At 64.9% G+C, this 18312-nt stretch carries 18 protein-coding genes; 11 read left to right on the forward strand and 7 right to left on the reverse strand.

The window, feature by feature from the left end:
• Positions 1–33 precede the first annotated feature (33 nt).
• From O3932_RS02915 to O3932_RS02930, 4 genes are read left to right on the forward strand one after another with little or no spacing between them, the layout of a single operon-like run.
• Positions 34–1560, forward strand: coding sequence for a sugar ABC transporter ATP-binding protein (locus O3932_RS02915; protein ID WP_371536110.1), 1527 nt, complete (start codon positions 34–36; stop codon positions 1558–1560).
• Positions 1560–2561, forward strand: coding sequence for an ABC transporter permease (locus O3932_RS02920; protein ID WP_371536113.1), 1002 nt, complete (start codon positions 1560–1562; stop codon positions 2559–2561). Before O3932_RS02915 ends, O3932_RS02920 begins: the two co-directional genes overlap by 1 nt.
• 9 nt (positions 2562–2570) lie before the next feature.
• A complete protein-coding gene (locus O3932_RS02925; RefSeq protein WP_371536116.1) occupies positions 2571–3617 on the forward strand; it encodes an ABC transporter permease in 1047 nt (348 codons plus the stop codon).
• On the forward strand, positions 3604–4167 hold the full coding sequence (locus tag O3932_RS02930) for an RpiB/LacA/LacB family sugar-phosphate isomerase (RefSeq protein WP_371536119.1): 564 nt from the start codon (positions 3604–3606) through the stop codon (positions 4165–4167). Before O3932_RS02925 ends, O3932_RS02930 begins: the two co-directional genes overlap by 14 nt.
• Positions 4168–4259: 92 nt before the next feature.
• Here O3932_RS02930 and O3932_RS02935 read toward each other — a convergent pair whose 3' ends face one another.
• The 5 genes from O3932_RS02935 to O3932_RS02955 form a co-directional block, all read right to left on the reverse strand.
• Positions 4260–4409, reverse strand: coding sequence for a hypothetical protein (locus O3932_RS02935; RefSeq protein ID WP_315294462.1), 150 nt, complete (start codon positions 4407–4409; stop codon positions 4260–4262).
• Entirely contained in the window at positions 4406–5251 is an 846-nt protein-coding gene (locus tag O3932_RS02940; protein ID WP_371536121.1) for a hypothetical protein, read from the reverse strand. The genes O3932_RS02935 and O3932_RS02940 overlap by 4 nt, the downstream gene beginning before the upstream one ends.
• Entirely contained in the window at positions 5251–5439 is a 189-nt protein-coding gene (locus O3932_RS02945) for an SAV_915 family protein (protein WP_371536124.1), read from the reverse strand. The genes O3932_RS02940 and O3932_RS02945 overlap by 1 nt, the downstream gene beginning before the upstream one ends.
• Before the next feature lie 282 nt (positions 5440–5721).
• A complete protein-coding gene (locus tag O3932_RS02950) occupies positions 5722–6630 on the reverse strand; it encodes an SDR family oxidoreductase (RefSeq protein WP_371536127.1) in 909 nt (302 codons plus the stop codon).
• A 323-nt stretch (positions 6631–6953) separates the two neighbouring features.
• Positions 6954–8558: an MFS transporter gene (locus O3932_RS02955; protein WP_371536130.1), complete on the reverse strand. Its 1605-nt coding sequence runs from the start codon at positions 8556–8558 to the stop codon at positions 6954–6956.
• Positions 8559–8710: 152 nt separating this feature from the next.
• Here O3932_RS02955 and O3932_RS02960 point away from each other — a divergent pair, with 152 nt between their 5' ends.
• From O3932_RS02960 to O3932_RS02985, 6 genes are all read left to right on the forward strand, one after another.
• Positions 8711–9253, forward strand: coding sequence for a DUF4956 domain-containing protein (locus O3932_RS02960; protein WP_009647729.1), 543 nt, complete (start codon positions 8711–8713; stop codon positions 9251–9253).
• 90 nt (positions 9254–9343) lie between these two features.
• Positions 9344–10165, forward strand: coding sequence for a polyphosphate polymerase domain-containing protein (locus O3932_RS02965; protein ID WP_371536132.1), 822 nt, complete (start codon positions 9344–9346; stop codon positions 10163–10165).
• A gap of 97 nt (positions 10166–10262) precedes the next feature.
• A complete protein-coding gene (locus O3932_RS02970; RefSeq protein WP_371536135.1) occupies positions 10263–12182 on the forward strand; it encodes a carbohydrate-binding domain-containing protein in 1920 nt (639 codons plus the stop codon).
• Between the two features lie 306 nt (positions 12183–12488).
• A complete protein-coding gene (locus tag O3932_RS02975; RefSeq protein ID WP_371536139.1) occupies positions 12489–12944 on the forward strand; it encodes a RidA family protein in 456 nt (151 codons plus the stop codon).
• Between the two features lie 82 nt (positions 12945–13026).
• Positions 13027–13611: a DUF2249 domain-containing protein gene (locus tag O3932_RS02980; RefSeq protein ID WP_314568568.1), complete on the forward strand. Its 585-nt coding sequence runs from the start codon at positions 13027–13029 to the stop codon at positions 13609–13611.
• A gap of 144 nt (positions 13612–13755) precedes the next feature.
• Entirely contained in the window at positions 13756–14235 is a 480-nt protein-coding gene (locus O3932_RS02985) for a toxin (protein ID WP_371536142.1), read from the forward strand.
• A gap of 317 nt (positions 14236–14552) precedes the next feature.
• Here O3932_RS02985 and O3932_RS02990 read toward each other — a convergent pair whose 3' ends face one another.
• The gene (locus O3932_RS02990; RefSeq protein ID WP_371536145.1) at positions 14553–14675 is read right to left on the reverse strand and encodes a hypothetical protein; all 123 of its coding nucleotides are present in this window, start codon (positions 14673–14675) and stop codon (positions 14553–14555) included.
• Positions 14676–16080: 1405 nt separating this feature from the next.
• Positions 16081–16626 carry a DUF2218 domain-containing protein gene (locus tag O3932_RS02995; RefSeq protein ID WP_371536147.1) on the reverse strand — a complete coding sequence of 182 codons (546 nt, stop codon included), beginning with the start codon at positions 16624–16626 and terminating at the stop codon, positions 16081–16083.
• Between the two features lie 194 nt (positions 16627–16820).
• Here O3932_RS02995 and O3932_RS03000 point away from each other — a divergent pair, with 194 nt between their 5' ends.
• Positions 16821–18293 (forward strand): amino acid permease, encoded by a 1473-nt coding sequence (locus O3932_RS03000; protein WP_314568561.1) that lies wholly within the window; start codon positions 16821–16823, stop codon positions 18291–18293.
• The last annotated feature ends 19 nt before the right edge of the window (positions 18294–18312 follow it).

The following is an 18312-nucleotide window of genomic DNA, read 5'->3' on the forward strand; positions in this document are numbered from 1 at the left end:
TTGGGCGGTGGCGTGCGTTGGAAAGGACACCACATGGACACCCCAGTGCTGGCGGTACGACACGTCAGCAAATCCTTCGCGGGTGTGCGAGCCCTGGTCGACATTGACCTGGAGATCGCGCCCGGAGAAATCCACTGCCTGGCCGGGGAAAACGGGTCGGGTAAGTCCACGCTCATCAAGGTCATTTCGGGCGTGCACACCCCCGAACACGGGACGGTCTCGATTGACGGTCGCGACTTCACGCGCCTGACGCCGGCGGCCGCCATCGACGCGGGCGTGCGCGTCATCTACCAGGATTTCTCGATTTTCCCGAACCTCTCCGTCATGGAGAACATCGCGCTGGGCAGCGAAGTGGCCGCCGGGCGTCGCCTGGTGAACCGTTCCCGCATGCGTAAGGTCGCGCGCGAGGCTGTGGCGAAGATCGGCTTCGACGTGGACCTCGACGAGCTGGTCGGCAACCTGTCCGTGGCCGACAAGCAGCTCGTCGCCATCAGCCGCGCCCTCATGGGCGACGCGAAGCTCATCATCATGGATGAGCCGACGACCGCCCTCACGAAGAAGGAAGTCGCCGCCCTCTTCGACATCGTCCGCGACCTGCAATCGCGTGGCATCGCGATCCTCTTTGTGTCCCACAAGCTCGAAGAAGTCTTCGAGATCGCGCAGCGCTTCACCATCCTGCGCAGCGGCCACAAGGTCATCACTTGCCCGAAGGAGGAACTCGACCGCGCGAGTTTCGCTCGCTACATGACGGGGCGCGACTTCGCGGAGGAGCGCTACCGGCCGGGCACCATTGACGAGGCCCCGGTCCTCCAGGTGGAGGGGGCGACGGTGAACGGTGCCTTCGCCGATGCGTCCCTGAGCGTGAGGCCCGGCGAAATCCTGGGCATCACGGGACTGCTGGGATCGGGCCGCACCGAGCTGGCTCTCTCCCTCTTCGGGATGCTGCCCCTTGACTCGGGGCGCATCCGCGTCAAGGGACAGGACGTCACGCTGCGCGGCGTGCGCGACGCAATCGAGGCTGGCATCGCCTACGTGCCCGAAGATCGCCTCACCGAAGGCCTATTCCTATCCCGCTCAATCGGCGAAAACATCACCATCTCCGAGATGGAGAACTTCACCAAAGTGCTCGGCTTCATCGATAAGAAAGCCATTCGCGCCGAAGAACAGAAATGGGTGACGCGCCTCGAAGTCGTCACCCCCGACCCTGCCAACGCCGTCAACACCCTGTCGGGCGGCAACCAACAAAAAGTCGTCCTAGCCAAATGGCTGGCCACCAAACCCTCCGTCCTCATCCTCAACGGCCCCACCGTCGGCGTCGACATCGGCTCCAAGTTCACGATCCACTCGATCCTGCGCGAACTCGCCTCCCAAGGCATGGCCGTCATCATCATCTCCGACGACATCGCCGAAGTACTCACCAACTGCTCGACGATCGCCATTATGCGCGCCGGACACCTCAGCGAACCCATGAGTCCCGACACCCTCACCGAGGTCGAGCTGACCCGTCTCCTGTCCGAGGACCGCGCCCCGGCCTCGTCCACTGAAGGGGGAGAGAACTAATGCCCCGACTCATCACGAAAGTCCTCCACGCCAACGAATTCTGGGTCTTCCTGGTCATCGCAGCGCTGAGCCTGGTCATCCAGGCGCGCTCCGGACAGTTCTTCACGGCGAACAACCTGGTCGACCTGGCCGGCGCGATGGTCGTCCCCGGCCTCTTCGCCGTCGCCGCGCACCTCGTCCTCGTCTCCGGCGGCATCGACGTGTCCTTCCCGGCGCTGGCCTCCCTGGCGGTCTACGTGACCACGAGGGTCCTGGTCGATAACGGGTGGAACGGCCCGGTCATCGTGCCCTTCCTGATCGCCGCCGGCCTCGGTGCGCTCCTGGGCGCCTTCAACGGCCTCTTCACCTCCAGGCTCACCGTGCCGACGCTGATCATCACCCTGGGCACCGCCAACGTCTTCAACGGCGTCATGCAAGGCGCACTCAAATCCGTGCAGATCAACACGATCCCCGCCTCCATGCGCTCCTTCGGGTTATCCTCCCTATTCGTCGCCCGCAACGAAAGCTCCGGCCTGCAATCATCCATGCCCGTGTCCTTCCTGATCCTCGTCGCGGTCGTCGCCGTCGCCTTCGTCGTCACCCGCTACACCATGTTCGGGCGATCCCTCTACGCCATCGGCGGCGACGAAAGCGCAGCCGCGCGCGTCGGATTCAAAGTACGCGCCACCAAGTTCTGGCTCTACGTCATCGTCGGCATCATCGCCGCCCTGGCCGGCATGGTCCGCACCTGCGCCATGGGACAGATGCACCCCACCAACCTGCTCGGCATGGAAATGATGGTCATCGCCGCCGTCGTCCTGGGCGGCACCGCCATCACCGGCGGCAAAGGCTCCCTCACCGGCGTCATGCTCGGCACACTCCTCATCGTCATCGTCCAAAACTCCATGATCCTCATGGGCATCAAGACGTTCTGGCAGGGCTTCGCCCTGGGCCTGCTCATCATCGTGGGAACCGGCGTCTCCGCGCTCCAGGTCATGCGCGGCCGCCGCAACGCAGCATAGGAGGACCACATGTCAACGCTACTCGCCTCCCCGCGCCTCGCTTTCCTCAAAAAAGACAGCTACATGGCGCGCCTCGTCATCGTCTTCCTGCTCCTGCTCATCTTCTTCGCCGCCGTGCGCCCCGGCCCATTCTTCGCCGTACGCACCTGGCAGTCCATGGCCCTCCAATTCCCCGAATTCGGCCTCATGAGCCTGGGCGTCATGTTCACCATGTTCACCGCCGGTATCGACCTGTCCGTCGTCGCCATCGCCAACGTCACCGGCATCTGCGCCGCCCTCACCCTGCGCGCCACCCTCACAGGGCCAGCCACGGCCTCGTCCATGGGAATGGCCGTCCTCATCGCGCTCGGCGTCGCCCTGGTCGTCGGCATCGTATGCGGCCTCATCAACGGCATCCTCGTCGCGATCCTCAAGATCCCACCCATCCTCGCCACCCTCGGCACCCTCGAACTCTTCGGCGGCGTCGCCCTGGTCCTCACCGAAGGCAAACCCGTCTCCGGCCTGCCCCCAGCGTTCAGCACCGTATTCACCGCGAAGGTGGTAGGCCTCGTGCCCATCCCCCTCGTCGTGTTCCTCGTGTGCGCGGCCGTCGCCGGTTTCATCGTCGCGTGCACCAGCTTCGGACGCACCATCCTCATGCTCGGCACGAACGACACCGCGGCGCGCTTCTCCGGCCTGAAAGTCAACAGCCTACTGATCCGCACCTACGTGCTCTCCGGCGTCATGGCGGCCATGGCGGGCGTCGTCATGCTCGCGAATTACAACTCCGCGAAGGCCGACTACGGCACCTCCTACACGCTGCTCACCGTCCTCATCGTCGTCCTCGGCGGCGTCAACCCCAACGGCGGCTCCGGGCGACTGAGCGGCGTTCTCCTGTCCATCCTCATGCTCCAGGTCCTCTCCTCGGGCCTGAACATGTTCCCCAACATCTCCAACTTCTACCGGCCCCTCATCTGGGGTGGCGTGCTCCTGCTCGTCATCTGCATGAACGAGGGCCTCTTCTCCTTCCCCTCCCTGCGCAAACTCCTGAAAGGACGCTCCCATGCTGACAGTTAAAGACAAGCACGTCGTCGTCGGCGCCGACTTTGCCGGGCACCCCCTCAAAGAAGCCGTCAAAGCCCACCTCGAGGAGTGCGGCTGGACCGTCACCGACCTGACGCCCGACGCCGAGAGCGCCCCCATGTACCACCGCGTCGGCTTCGCGCTCGGCGCGCAGATCGCCGAAGGAAAGTTCGAACGCGCCCTCGCGTTCTGCGGCACCGGCATGGGCATCCACATCGCCGCCTCCAAGTGCCCCCACGTGCACGCCGCCGTCTGCGAGTCCGTGCCCGCCGCGCGCCGCTGCGCCGCCGCCAACAACGCGAACCTGCTCGCCGTGGGCGCCTTCTACGTCGCGCCACGCACCGCGATGGCCATGGCCGACGCGTTCCTCGAGTCCTCCCTCGGGTCCGGGTACGAGGCCTGGGACGGCTTCTACGAGTACCACCGCATCGGGTACGACGAGTGCGAGAACTTCGACTACGAGGCCTACAAGGCCAACGGCTTCGAGGTCGTCGACCCGGGCAGCGCCGTCCTTGCGGAGCAGCCGAAGGGGCTGGCGTACTGAGGTTGTGATGCTGCTGTAGATGGGTGGGGGCTCCCGTTTGGGAGCCCCCACCTTTACGTTGGCGTGCGATATCGGAATGCTGAGGCCTCGTCCTACCAGCCTCCCAAGCCCAGGTAGTACAGCGGGTGGGTGAGAATTGCGATGATTTGCTCGCGGTATTCGAGGGGTAGCATCGGGAAGATGACGATCACGGCCAGGACCGCGACGATCAGCGTCACGAGGATGCGTTTCTTGGTGCTCATGCGCGACTCCTGTGCGAGTTTGTGAGCGCTGCGCGGGCCTCGGCGAGGATGTCGTTGACGAGGTCGACGCCTTCCGGTGTGGCCAGGAGTGGACGGTCCTCGGGGTGATCGTTGAAGTGTCGCATGAGGGCGTCGAGGCCGGTGAAGGGGATGCCGAGGTGCCGGGAGCAGATGATCGAAAAGTCAGGGGCTATCTTCTCGCCGAGCAGATAGAGGTCGGATCCGATGATGCAATCGATGTAGACGCCGTCCCCCCACGCGAAGGAAACCTCGGTTTGCCAGCCAGGACTATCACAGGATAAGGGGGGTGGGAAATGCAGGTAAATGCCCTTGGGTGTCAGGGTAATCGTCTGTCTGTCGCGCAGCGCGATGGAGAGGTCCGCCAGCGGTTGATGAGTGCCTTCGACGTATGCCCACAACCCGACGAAGAATGCGCAGATAGCTGCGTGCAGAGGATACCCGGTGATCAAGCCGACGATGAATGTTCCAGCGGCGAGGAGCCACTGCGCAAATCCGGTGATAATGCGTGCAATGTTTTCGTGGTTTCCCCTGATGACGATGCTGTCCTTAACGTGGCGGGGACGGCGGTGAATGAAGGGGCGCACGCTCGCTTCAGCCAGCTGAGGCAATGATGCGGCAAGGAACAGGGGATACCAAGCGAAGAGCAGTTCGAGACGTGGGAGAGGGTATCGGAAATGGACCAGGTACGCGCCGATGCCGAGAATGGCGTTAACGCTGATGGCGAGGGCTAGCCATATCCATTCACGACGTGCTCGTTGGTCCGCGGAAAAGGATGAGTATTGATCTTCGTGAGGGGTATTCGACGTTGAATCGGCGGTCATCATTGCTTTCTTGGTCGTGCCTCAAGATCGATATTTCGATCAATCTCCAACTTCTCAAAGTGGATCCGTTGTTTGAGTTCTGGAAGCCGTGCTATTTCGATAAGAGCCCAGCCTTGGTCGTCACCCATTCCGTCAAGCAGTCGGTCAAGAGATGTGTATGCCAAAAGTACCGTCGTTTGATCGAACATATGGGCGAGTGAAAAACCGAGCCTCCATCGGCTCGCTCATCGACCGGCACATACAGGACCGGAGGCACGATCTCCGGATGGGCATTGATAGACATGTGTTCCATGACATGACGCTAGCAGGCGTGTGATCGGGGACGCAAGTATGGGTGAAGAGGTGAGCAGGCATGAGTGTGTGAGGGGACCGCGCATCGTCCTGTGGGGCGGCGCGCACATGACGCAGCCCCGGCCTCGTCCCTGAGAAAAGAAGCGAGGTCGGCGCACAGTCAGCCACAACCGCGACAGTCAGCGGCCCGAGGCGAGCGCCGCCCGGGCGACCTCCTCGAAGGTGAGCGGGTCGCGGCCCGTCACGTCGCGCACGGTCGTGGACACGACGTCCATCTCGCCGCGCGCAATCGACGTGTAGGTCGACACCCACGAGTCGTACTCCCACTGGGCGGCCGGCCACTTCTTGCGGGACTCGTACGCCTCCTCGACGGTTTCGCGCACGTACGTGACGGGCCGGCCCCACACGCGGGTGAGAATCTGCGTGATCTCGTCGAGGGTGAGGGCCTCCGGGCCCGTCACGTCAAGGGTCTGATTCTCGAAGCTCCTCGGGTCGGCGAGGACCTCGGCGGCCACGCGCCCCGCGTCCTCGCGCGCGACCACGCCGACGCGCCCGTCGCCCGCGGGTCCGAGGATGCGGCCCTCCTCGTCAGGCAACGCCACGAAAAAGTCCGCGTAGAAATTATCGCGCAAGAACGTGTACGTCATGCCGGACGCCTTGATGTGCTCTTCCGTGTGGAAGTGCGTGCGCGCCAGCGTGAACGTTGCATCGGGAGCCGCGTTCATAAACGACAAGTACACGATGTGGCGCACCCCGGAAGCCGCCGCCGCGTCGACGAACGCGAGGTGCTTGTCCAGGCGGTCCTCGCTCTCGGGTGCGGACACCATGAAGAGGACGTCAACGCCCGTAAGGGCCTCGCGCGAGGCCGGGGTGTCCTCATACGAGCACTGGACGGTGTGCGCGCCGGGCAGCTTGGGCGCGCGCGACGGCGTGTTCGCGAGCAGGCGTAGGGGGAGGCCGCGCTCGGACAGGAGTCGGGCGACCACGCCGCCGACGTTTCCGGATGCGCCGGTGATCGCGAGGGGCGGGAGGAACGAGGCCTGGGCTGGCTCGTTCGTGCGGGCTGTGGGAGCGGGGGCGTCGGTCATGTGTGTAGTGTGCCACCGACGTTGTGGCGTGTGTGTACGCCACGCGAGGTTTGGGCTGTGGGCGTACCGGAGGTTGCCGCCGACGCGGGGCCTGCAGGGCCTGGCCGGGCTTCGAGATCGACCACTCCGAGCCGAAGGCTCGCGTGTGGCGATCTCGCGGGCGGGCAGGCTCCGCGTCGGCGGGAAAACGGGTCTCGTCGGTCGATAAAGCCAGGCCCCGCGTCCGTAGGGACGCGGGGTCAGTCGTCGAAACGCCGGCCTTTGCGAGTTCGTAGGCCCCGCGTCCGTAGGGACGCGGGGCCTCGCACGCAGCAGGGATGCAGCTACACCCCGTAGCGCCTCGAGAAGTCGTGCTCGAACTGTTCGAGGGAGACGCCCCGCGTCTCGGGCACGATAAACAGGTAGAAGCACAGAGCAACGACATTGATGACGCCGAAGGTCAGGTAGGTCCACGTGGCACCCAGATGGCCGATCATGATGGGGAACAGCCACGTGACGACCGCGTTCATCATCCAGCCGCAGCCCACGGCAAAGCCCTGGGCGACGCCGCGGATGCGGGCGGGGAAGATCTCGGAAACCAGCACCCAGTTGACGGTGCCGGACTGCTTGGCGAAGACGAACAGGGACACGAGGATGAGGACCAGCCACGGCAGATAAGAAGGAATCTCGGGCGAAATGCTCCCGTCGGCCAGCGTGTAGGGGCCGATGCCGAGCCCGAAAATGAGGGCGAGGGCGAACAGGAACAGGGTGACGCCCGTTTCCTGGTAGATGCCGACGTGGCGGCGAGCAAACTTCGACACGAGGTACAGGCCAAATCCCGCGCCGATGCACGCGACGGCTCCCGTAATGACGTTGAGGGTGATGGAGTCGGCGGAGCTGAAGCCGGCGGCTGCCAGGATCTTTGGTAGGTAATACATGGCGGTGTTGATGCCGGTCAGCTGGTCGAAACACGCCAGGCCGATACCGATAAACAGGAGCCGCCTGGTCCACGCGACCGACGCGGTGCGCCGCAGTGTCCAGTGCCCCTGGCTGGCCTCGGCGGCGTGCAAGGCCACAATCTCGCTGATCTCGGCGGCGACGTCGTCGCGCTGGGGGTCGCGGATCCGCTTGAGGGCACCCACGGCCTCGTAATAACGAGCCTTTGACGCGTACCAGCGTCCCGACTCGGGCATGAGGCGCATGCCGACCCACAGGAGCACCGCGGGGATCGTGGCGAGCACGAGCATCCACCGCCACGCTGAGCCGTCACCCTCGGAGACGACGGCGGTCGCGACGCGGGAGACCTCGTCCCACGAGTACCACTGGCCGGGCGTGAGCGTGCCCGACGGGTCGGCGCTCACGAGGACGCGCGGGCCGCCGTGCGCGTGGGAGAGCGCCGCGTTCATCGAGTAGGCGAGGAGCTGGCCGAACACGATCATGAACTGGTCGAGCGCCACCAGGGCACCGCGCATGCGCGTGGGTGCCGACTCGGACAGGTAGATCGGCACGGTCGCCGACGCACCACCGACCGCCAGGCCGAGCACGAAACGGAACAGGTACAGCACCCAGACGTTCGGCGCGAACGTGCACCCGAGCGTGCCGACGATGAACACGAGGGCGAGGAGGAGGATGTTGTGCCGTCGCCCGTTGCGGTCCGACAGCCGCCCGGCGGCAATCGCGCCGATCGCTGCGCCGATGGCGAGGACGCCGCCGACGAGGCCCTCCTCGATTTCGTTGATCCCGAGTCCGCCGGCCGTGTGCGGCATATACATGTACGGCAGTGCGCCCGCGATGACGCCCGTGTCGTAGCCGAAGAGGAGGGATCCGAAGGTCGCGATGGCGGCCAGGAGTTTCACAGAACGCGCCGGCCCCGAGGCCGGGGTTTCCTCCGTGAGTGTGCGCAGTTCTTGGTCAGTGGGGGCACCGATGGCCCCAGGTCGGGTGCTCATAGGTTACATTGTGCGCCAGCGCACGCCGCGGTGCGCGGGTGAGTTTAATATTCAGGATTTTCCCAGGAAAGTCATAAGGCACAAATGAGGTGTTCATAGGTTTTTCATAGGGTTGCGTGGGGAAATAGGGGCATCGACAAAAGGAGACACCAATGACCGCCCTGATCCTGATTGCCATTGACCTGGTCGCCATGGCCGCCCTCGTGTTCGGCCTCTACTTCCCACGGCACCGCCGCGCCGACCTGGTCGCAGCCTTCCTCGGTGTGAATGTCGGCGTCCTCGCCGTCACGATCATCCTCGCGAACTCGACCGTGAGCGCGGGCCTCGGCCTCGGCCTCTTCGGTGTTCTCTCAATCATCCGACTGCGGTCCGACCAGATCTCGCAGACGGAAATCGCCTACTACTTCGCGTCGCTGGCTCTCGGCCTGCTGACGGGCATGTCCTCGGCGGTGACCCCGCTGCTGGGTGGCCTCATTGCCCTGATCCTCGTGGCCCTCGCTTTCGGTGACTCGAAGCTGATTTTCGGCCGCTACACCTCGCAGACTGTGCAGCTGGACCGCGCGATCGCCGACCCTGCCGAGCTGAAGGCAGCCCTCGAGCAGCGCCTCGGTGCGTCCGTCGCCTCGGTCAACGTCGTCAAGCTCGACCTCGTGAACGACCTGACTCTCGTGGACGTTCGCTCGAAGGTCGCCTGACACACCGGCCCGCCACCCGAGCCCGCCCTCGCAGCACCCTTGGCCACGGCCTCGACACTCCGCAGACCACCTCTACTAAGGACACGACTGATGAACGCCACCCTGAACTCGCTCCTCGCCGACCTTGATGTGATCGGACTCGATGAAATGAATGAGCGCGCGGCGATGCTGACCCGCGTGGACCGCAAGTACGCGCTGGACGCGGCCACGGCCTCGGCGATTCTGAGCCGGCTCCCCGAGGACGCGTTGGTCCTCCAAATCGCCGGCCAGGTGTCCCAGGGCTACGCGTCCACCTACTACGACACCCCCGACATGGATTCGTACCTGCTGACCGCGCTCAAGCGCCGCCGCCGCTTCAAGGTCCGCGCCCGCACCTACCTGTCCACCGGCACCTCCTTCCTCGAGGTGAAGACCCGGGGACCGCGCGGACTGACCGTCAAGAAGCGCATGTCGATTCAGCCGCACGAGGCCGGGGCTCCTCTCGCGGGTGAGCACCGTTCGTGGGTCACGAGCAAGGTTGAGAAGACGGGGTATGGCCACCTGGTTCCTGAGCTCGAGCCTGTGCTCGCCGGAACCTATGAGCGCAACACCCTGCTCCTGCCCGGCGGCGCGGGCCGCGCGACGGTGGATACAAAGCTGACGTGGCGCTCGCTGCGCACGGACGGCACCGAGGTTGCACGCCCCGACCTGGTCATCATCGAAACGAAATCGGGAGCGACCCCGTCCATCGTCGACCACCTCCTGTGGGAGGGTGGCGTGCGACCCGTCAAGATCTCCAAGTACGGGACCGCGATGGCCGCCATGCATGACCTGCCCGCGAACAAGTGGCACCGCACGCTGCGCCGCTACTTTCCCGAATACGTCGAGGCCCCTGAGCTCACCCGCGAGGAGTCCCTCGCGATGGCCGCCTGAACGACCTCATACCGGCGCGCGAGTCATCGATAGCACACGACACGCAAGCGCTGAGCATAAGAAATACAAGCGTTAATCGCATGAAAGAGACATAGCAATGAAAGCCCTTCAGAAAATTTGGACCCCCGCCCGGACGATCGGCGCGATCGCCCTCGTCGGAACGCTGGCGCTGGGTGCCTGCAGCTCCTCGGGCGCGGCCTCCTCTGGTTCCACCGCGACGAGCGCGACCGCGGCCGTCGCGGCCGCCGGAACCAACGGTGACACGACCGCGCCGCCCACTGCGGCCGACGCCCTGGCCTCGAACGCGAAGGCCTCCCACGTGAAGGACAGTGACTGGAAGGCCTCGGACGCTGTCGACGTGACGCTCAGCGGCACGACCGCGACCTCCTCGTCCGACGCCGCGAGCGTGAGCGACGGCGTGCTGACCATCTCCAAGGCGGGCGTCTACAAGCTCAGCGGCTCCTTCACCGGTAAGGTCGTCGTGGCAGCCGGATCCGGGGACCGGGTCGTCCTAATCCTCGACAACGCCACCATCACCTCGTCCACGGGCGCCGCTATTGAGGCGACCAGCGGTGACGACCTCGTCCTGTCCCTCGAGGGCACCTCGACGATCACCGACGGGACCTACACGGGGACCGAGGACGCGAACGCTGCGATCTACGCTGACATGGACCTGACGATCACCGGCTCGGGCACTCTCAACGTGACCTCCGGCACCTCGGACGCGATCACCTCCAAGGACGACCTGTACGTCCTGAGCGGCACGATCAATGCGACCGCCTCGGACGACGGCCTGCGCGGCAAGGACTCCCTGACTGTTGCCGGCGGAACCATCACCGTGAACGCCGGCGGCGATGCCCTCAAGTCCGACCAGGACAACGACGACACCAAGGGATACGTGTCGATTATCGACGGAACCGTCACCCTGACTTCGGGCGGCGACGGAATCGACGCGTACACGGACGCGATCGTCACCGGCGGCACCCTGTCGATCACTTCGGGCGGCGGCGCCTCGACCGGCAAGCCCTCCACGGGCTCGGCCAAGGGCATCAAGGCTCAGACCTACATCATTGTCGACGGCGGCACGACCACCATCGACGCCGGGGATGACGCTATCCACTCCAATGGTGCCCTGCGCCTCAGCTCCGGCACGATCAGTGCCGCCTCCGGCGACGATGGCGTGCACACCGAGGTCGCGGCCGTCCTGGACGGCGCGAGCGTGACCGTCACTCAGTCGAACGAGGCCCTCGAGGGTGGCCTCATCACGATCTCCGACGGCACGGTCGACCTGACCTCAAGCGACGATGGCATCAACGCCTCGGGCTCAATCACGGTCGAGGCCGGCCTGGCCGCCACCGCGGAGTCCAGCTCCGATACGACCACCACCGATACCTCCACCCAGCAGATGGGCCCCGGAGGCATGGCTGACGGCGGCGGTTCCATGGAGGACACCGGCGAGCAGATCACCATCACCGGTGGAACCGTGACCGTCAACGCAAATGGCGACGGCCTCGACTCCAACGGTTCGCTGACCATCAGCGGTGGTACGACGACCGTCTACGGCCCGGCCTCCGGCGCGAACGGTGCCCTGGACAGCAACGGTGCCATGAGCATCACGGGCGGCACGGTCATCGCCTTCGCCACCAATGAGATGGTGGAGACGCCGACCACGACCGACGGCCAGGGCTGGGTTTCCGCATCCGCGACCGGGTCTGCCGGATCCACGGTGACGATCACCGACTCGTCCGGCAAGACGCTGGGCACCTACACCTCGCTCAAGGCCTTCGGCAACGTCATCTACTCGACCTCCGGCATGACCAACGGCTCCACCTACACGGTGAACGTCGACGGCACCGCCACTGAGGCGACCGCCGGTGAGGGCGGCGGCATGGGCGCCGGCATGGGACCCGGAGGCCCGGGTGGTCAGCCCCCGGCGGGTGGCCCGGGTGAAGGCAGCCAGCCCCCGGCCGGTGACCCGGGTCAGGGCGGACAGCCCCCGGCCGCGCCCCAGAACTGACGGCCATCTCTGATCGGCAGCCAGCCCCGACGGGCGGTTGGAGCTGGAAGCCAGTCGGCCCGGGTGTAGGGCCGATCCCGACAGTCGGAGCGGCCACAGAGCCAGTGCGAACTGACGTCTCCAAGAATCTGTGCCCCACGTACTCACGAGTACGCGGGGCACAGTCGCAGGTGCCGAGGAGACGGGCGAGGCCGGCACCGGGATCTCACGCCAGCACCCTCGCTCACCACCCCTGGGAAGAGCGCAACTAAACTGGAACCAACGGACGAGGCCCCGGCCTCGTCAATCAGAACGAAAGGACCCCCCATGCTCCCCTCCGAGAAGCTCGCCGAGCTTGGCCTCGAGCTGCCCGCCGTCGCTACGCCCGTCGCCGCGTACGTGCCGGCCGTCATCGACCGCGGCGTCGTGCGCACCTCCGGTCAGATCCCCGTCGTGAACGGTGAGCCCGTGTGTATCGGCGCGGTCGGCGAGGACGGTGCAGACCCCGAGGATGCCAAGGACGCGGCGCGCGTGTGCGCCCTCAACGCCCTGGCAGCGGCCGCCTCCATCGCGGGCGGCATCGACAACCTCGCGGGCGTTGTCAAGGTTGTGGGCTTCGTGTCCTCGCGCCCCGACTTCTACGGGCAGGCCGGCGTCATTAACGGCGCGTCCGAGCTGTTCGGCGAGATCTTCGGCAGCCAGCACGCGCGCAGCGCCGTCGGCGTCGCGGCCCTGCCCCTCAACGTCAGCGTCGAGGTCGAAGCCGAGTTCCTCATTAAGTGAACGCGCGTGCTCGGCTGAGGCGCGCCTACACTGGATAAGGTTCACTGAAGTGGCCCTGCGGGCCGAAGGATAAGGAAAAGATATGACTGATCGTCAGATGTTCAAGCTGGTCGACGCCAACACCGTCTCCTCCGAGGGTGGTAGCTGCGGGTGTGGATGCGGCGGCGAAGGTAAGAAGGAGCGCGCCGAGCAGGCCGCTGCCGCCCAGCAGGCCCCCGCTGCTGAGCACACTGGCTGCGGATGCGGCGGACATGGCCACGGCCACGCCGCGCAGGCCGAGGCCCCCGCGCAGGCCCCCGCCGAGCGCCCCTTCGAGATGGCCGCTGAACCCATCGCCTCCACGGCGGGCGGCTGCGGCTGCGGTGGTCACGGCGGTGGCCACGGTCACGGCGGTGGCCACGGCAAGGTCCACGCTGGCGGTGCCGGCGTCATCCACCGCCCCGGCGCGGACGAGCTTGTCATTCACTCGATCCCCCGCGTCGTGCGCCACGCGGTCCTCTTCGCCGCGGTCGACAACCTGCCCGTGGGTGAGAATCTCCAGATCTGCGCACCCCACCAGCCCGAGCCGCTGTTCGCACACCTGCAGAACTCTGAGCAGCACTACCGCGTGGAGACCCTCGAGGCCGGTCCCATCGACTGGCGTTACCGCGTCACGCGCCTGGCCTGAACACTCCTCCTGACACGAGGCCGTGGTCGGCTCTGCTTTCCCGGCGGAGTCAGCCACGGCCTCGTCGTATCCGAGTGCAGATCGGCAGCAATTTTGTGACCCTGTTCGCGTGACGGAGCGCGTGCGAGCCGGTACCGTTGAGGTATGAGCATCTTTGACAGGACTTCTGACGGTGACGTTGAGGACGAGCTGGACCGCGTCGAGACCGACGTCGTCGTGGACTGTGACAGTGAGGCCGCGTGGGCCCTCGTGTCGGAGCCGGGCTGGTGGGTCAACGATGGCCCGCTGGGTGACCATGAGGTGAGCCTCGGAGACGACGGCATCTACCGCGTGAGCGACCCGGACGTTGGCGACTGGCTGATCGAGAAGGCCGACGAAGACCCCGTGGATGTCGTCGCCTTCCGCTGGTACCCGCTGGCCGACGACGAGCTGCCCGACGAGTACGCGACCCGCGTCGAGATCTCTCTGTCCGAGGAGCGCGGCGGCGTCGGCATCCACGTCGAGGAGTCTGGCTTGGCGTCCGTCTCCGACGACGAGGCCGTGGCTCGTCAGGCGTACGAGGACGCGGTCGGCATGTGGGAGCAGGTCCTGGCCGCAGCGAAGAGCTACCTCGAGGGCCGCTGAGCGTCTACGCTTCCGAGCCGGTGTCTGTTGGTGTCGGTGAGGTTCTATCGTTTCGGCGTCAGCGGATCGTTGGACGCAGCGGATTGTCGTCGTTTCGGCATCTGCTGGTGTCGTCGAGGTTCCGTCGTCGCAGCATTTTGTCGGCGAATGACTCGTAGTTAGCGCGTTGCCAGACTTTGAACCCCCGCAGTCTCGCGGCTGCGGGGTGTTCGTTGGGAGCGTGCGGCCAGTGACGTTGACGCTATCTGTTGGGGCAAGGGAGATGCCTGTACATGCATTGAAGCGGGGGCTATCGATCGTCTCAATGGAGGATGGTGTCAATGGGTGGTAGCGATGAGTTCGTTGAATGCTTGGGTGGGGGTGTGGTAGTCGAGGGTGGCTCTGGGGTAGTTGTTCAGCTCGTAGGCGATGGCGTCGAGGTAGCGTTGGTGGCGGGCCATTTCCCGGCCTTGGTCCCAGGTCAGTGTGCGCATCGCCCTGTCGGGCAGGCCTTGGATGCGGCGGGTCAGCGCGCCGGACCTGGTCTGCTTTCCTGTCCAGGGGCAGGGCGACGATGATCAGGTAGCGGGTGGTGCGTTCGACCAGGGTTGAAGCGCGCGATGGCCCCGTTTTGGCCGATGATCAGGTCGCCAAGCATCCGACGACACCCATGACCCGCCTCCAACCAGCATCACCGCTACACGAAAATTGCTGACATCCTATGACACTGCCCGATTTGGTCCGCGATTGTGCTTGTGAGTGTGGGCGCTGCACCCGATCCGTAGGCAATGCACCCGTTCTGATCGGGTGCAGCGTCCCGTAACGGGTGCAGTGCCGGGTGTGGGAGTTGCTGTGCGAACCACGGCGGAGCTTGTGGCTCCGAAGCGTTGCACTAGTTGAAGGAGCAATGCACTAGATGGGGGAGCATTGCACTGGATAGTAGCTAGTGCAATGCCCTGCTAAGTAGTGCAATGCTGGCGAAAGTAGTGCAATGCCTCCGGGTGTCGGATGCTGGCCGCGGCGGGGCTTGTTGCTAAGTGGTGTGACACCATTTAGCTGGGTATTACACCAGTTCCCAGGTAGTGTAATGCTCCCTAACTAGTGCATTACCCTTCAGTGGTACGACGTTTCCGACAGCTCCTGACGTCGATAAGTTTCTGTCGTTGCAGTGTCAGCTGGTGTGAGTGTGGTTTCGCCGTTCGGCTCGGCTCTCGTCCCCAAATTTTGCACGTAATTCTCCTGCGAATGTTTCAACTTTTTAAGTCAGAACGTTGAAATCATGCGGTTTTTGAGGCGTTGATGCGTCAGGCCTTCAGGGAATTACGTGCGGAATTGGTGAATGTTCGGACGGTGGTGGCGTGGCGTAGGGCGCGGGTCGTTTTAGCAAGGGGCGCCAGAAGCTGGCCGCGGCATAGCTTGTTGCTAAGTGGTGTTACACCATTTAGCTGGGTATTACACCAGTTCCCAGGTGGTGTAATGCTCCCTAACTGGTGTAATGCTCCCTAACTAGTGCAACGCCCTGCAGTGGTGAACCGTTTCCGATGCGGATCTCTGCGTGACTCGTATTGATACGCGTGGGCTTGGGTGTGTCCCCGAAATTTCGCATGCAATGCCCTCGTGCATGCTTCAACCTTTTAAGTCAGAACGTTGGAATTCTGCGGTTTTTGAGATGCTAACGCGTCCGGCCATCAGGGAATTGCATGCGGAATTGGTGGACCTGCCGGGCCTACGCTGCTGCGTGCCCGGTTGTTGCGTGCATCGTCGTGTGTGCTTTGATATGTGCCTGCTCTGGCACGTGCCCGGTCTAGCGTCGCGCGTACCGTGCTTGGGTGTCCTGCCGCGCCTAGTCCGCGGTGAGCGCCGCGACTACTCCGCTTGTCCGGCCCCGCGCGTCGCCTCGCGGGCTGCTTTCTTGGTGCGGGCGTGGGCGTCTATGTCGGCGGGAGTGAGGGGACCCTGCGTGGTGCCGGCGCTGCCGTCGGTGCGCCGCCACGAGATGGTCAGGGCGTCGCGCACGCCGAATCGCGCCAGGTGAATGCCCGCGACGTGCTCGAGGTGATCAGCGCGCTCGGGGGTCGTGCGCAGCTCAAGAACCAGTGCCGACGGCATTGCGCTCACGTCGAAGCGTCCGACCGCGGGATCCTCGCGGTCAAAGAGGAGGTAACCGCTGTCGGATGACTCGTTCCATTCGCCGGTGACCTTGTGTGCCATGTGTGTCACGAGCTGTTTGCCGTAACGCGCCGCGCGCTGCGTGGGCACGTTCGCCGTCGAGACCAGGGGGAACGAGGCCGGGGCGGGCGCGACCGCGGTGGATTCCCCTGCGGGGGGCTGGGGTGTGGAGCCGCCCGGACCGCCGCAGGCAGCCGGGGCCTCGTTCGAGGAATGGGGAGCGGACGTCGCAGAAAGATTCATGAGCCTAACCTAACTTGCATGGTTGTTTCGTGCGCAGCGGCGGCTTCAAAGTGCTCGGGGCGTGCCGTGCGACACCTGAATTCGGTCGCGGGCGGGCCGGTGCGGTAGCGTTGGAGGGTCAAGTGTGCTCCGCGCGCACGCAAAGACCGTGCAAAACGCCGCCCGCGGGCGGCATCCGGCGGAAAGGAAAACGAATGAGCAGCGAGCCAGTCGTGCATGATGAAGCCCGGCAAGGGGGCGGCGAAAAGCTCCAGCGAAACCTGAAGAATCGCCATATTCAGCTGATTGCGATCGGCGGTGCAATCGGGACGGGCCTGTTCATGGGTTCGGGCAAGACGATCTCTGTCGCGGGTCCGTCGATCCTGCTGGTCTACATGATTATCGGTGCTGTCCTGTTCCTGTTTATGCGCACGCTCGGCGAGCTGCTCCTGTCGGATCGCAAGTACGCGACCTTCGCGGACATCGCGCGCGACCTGATCGGCCCGTGGGCGGGCTTCGTGACGGGGTGGACGTACTGGGCGTGTTGGGTTGTCACCGGCGTCGCCGACATGATCGCCATCACCGGCTACACGCACTTCTGGTGGCCGAATCTGTCCCCGTGGATCCCCATCACCGCTACGACCCTGCTGCTTTTTGCCCTCAACGCGATGACGGTCAAGGCTTTCGGCGAGACAGAATTCTGGTTCGCGCTCGTTAAGATCGTCGCGATCATCGCCCTGGTCATCGTCGGCTTCGGCATGGTCGCCATGGGCACGGTCGACGAGGAAGGGACGGTCGCAGCCGTCTCGAACCTGTGGAGCCACGGAGGCTTCTTCCCCAACGGATTCACCGGCTTCCTGGGCGGGTTCCAGATCGCGCTTTTCGCCTTCATTGGTATCGAGATGGTGGGAACGACGGTCGCCGAGACCGATGATCCGGACACCACTCTCCCCAAGGCTGTCAACTCGATTCCTGTGCGCATCATGCTCTTCTACGTGGCGGCCCTCGCGGCCATCATGATGGTGACCCCTTGGGATCAGGTGAGCCCGGAGAAATCCCCCTTCGTCACGATGTTTTCCCTGACGGGTCTGGGCGCAGCGGCCACGATCGTTAACCTGGTCGTGCTCTCCTCGGCGGCGTCCAGCGCGAACTCGGGCATCTACTCCACGTCGCGCATGCTCTACGGTCTGGCCCGCCAGGAGCAGGCACCCGGCATTTTCGCGCGCCTGTCGAAGCACCACGTGCCCCTCAACGCCCTGTTCTTGTCCTGCGTGTGCCTGCTGACGGCCATCGTCATCATGGCGACGGGCGGCTCGATCTCCGCGGCCTTTACGCTGGTGACTTCGGTGTCGGCCACCCTCTTCATGGGCGTGTGGGTCGTCATCGTCGTCTCCTACCTGGTCTATCTGCGCAAGCGTCCCCACCTGCACAAGGAATCGCACTTCAAGTCCCCCGGCGGTGCCGTTGGCGCGTGGGTGGTCTTGGCGTTCATGGGGGCCATGGGCGTCATTCTGGCGATGTGGGACGATACGCGCCCCGGCCTCGTCTATTCCCTGGTGTGGATTGCGTTCATCGTGGGCGCGGCGTTTGCGAACCGTCATTTCCTGCTGCGTCGTGCGGCGCGCGGCGTCCTGGGCGACGGTGGTACGGGCGAGGGTCCCCATCAGGGGCCTCACCTGCATGAGTAGCGTGATAAATACTAGGTGA

It is taken from the genome of Pauljensenia sp. 20925_1_25, assembly GCF_041433955.1.
Classification (GTDB): Bacteria; Actinomycetota; Actinomycetes; order Actinomycetales; family Actinomycetaceae; genus Pauljensenia.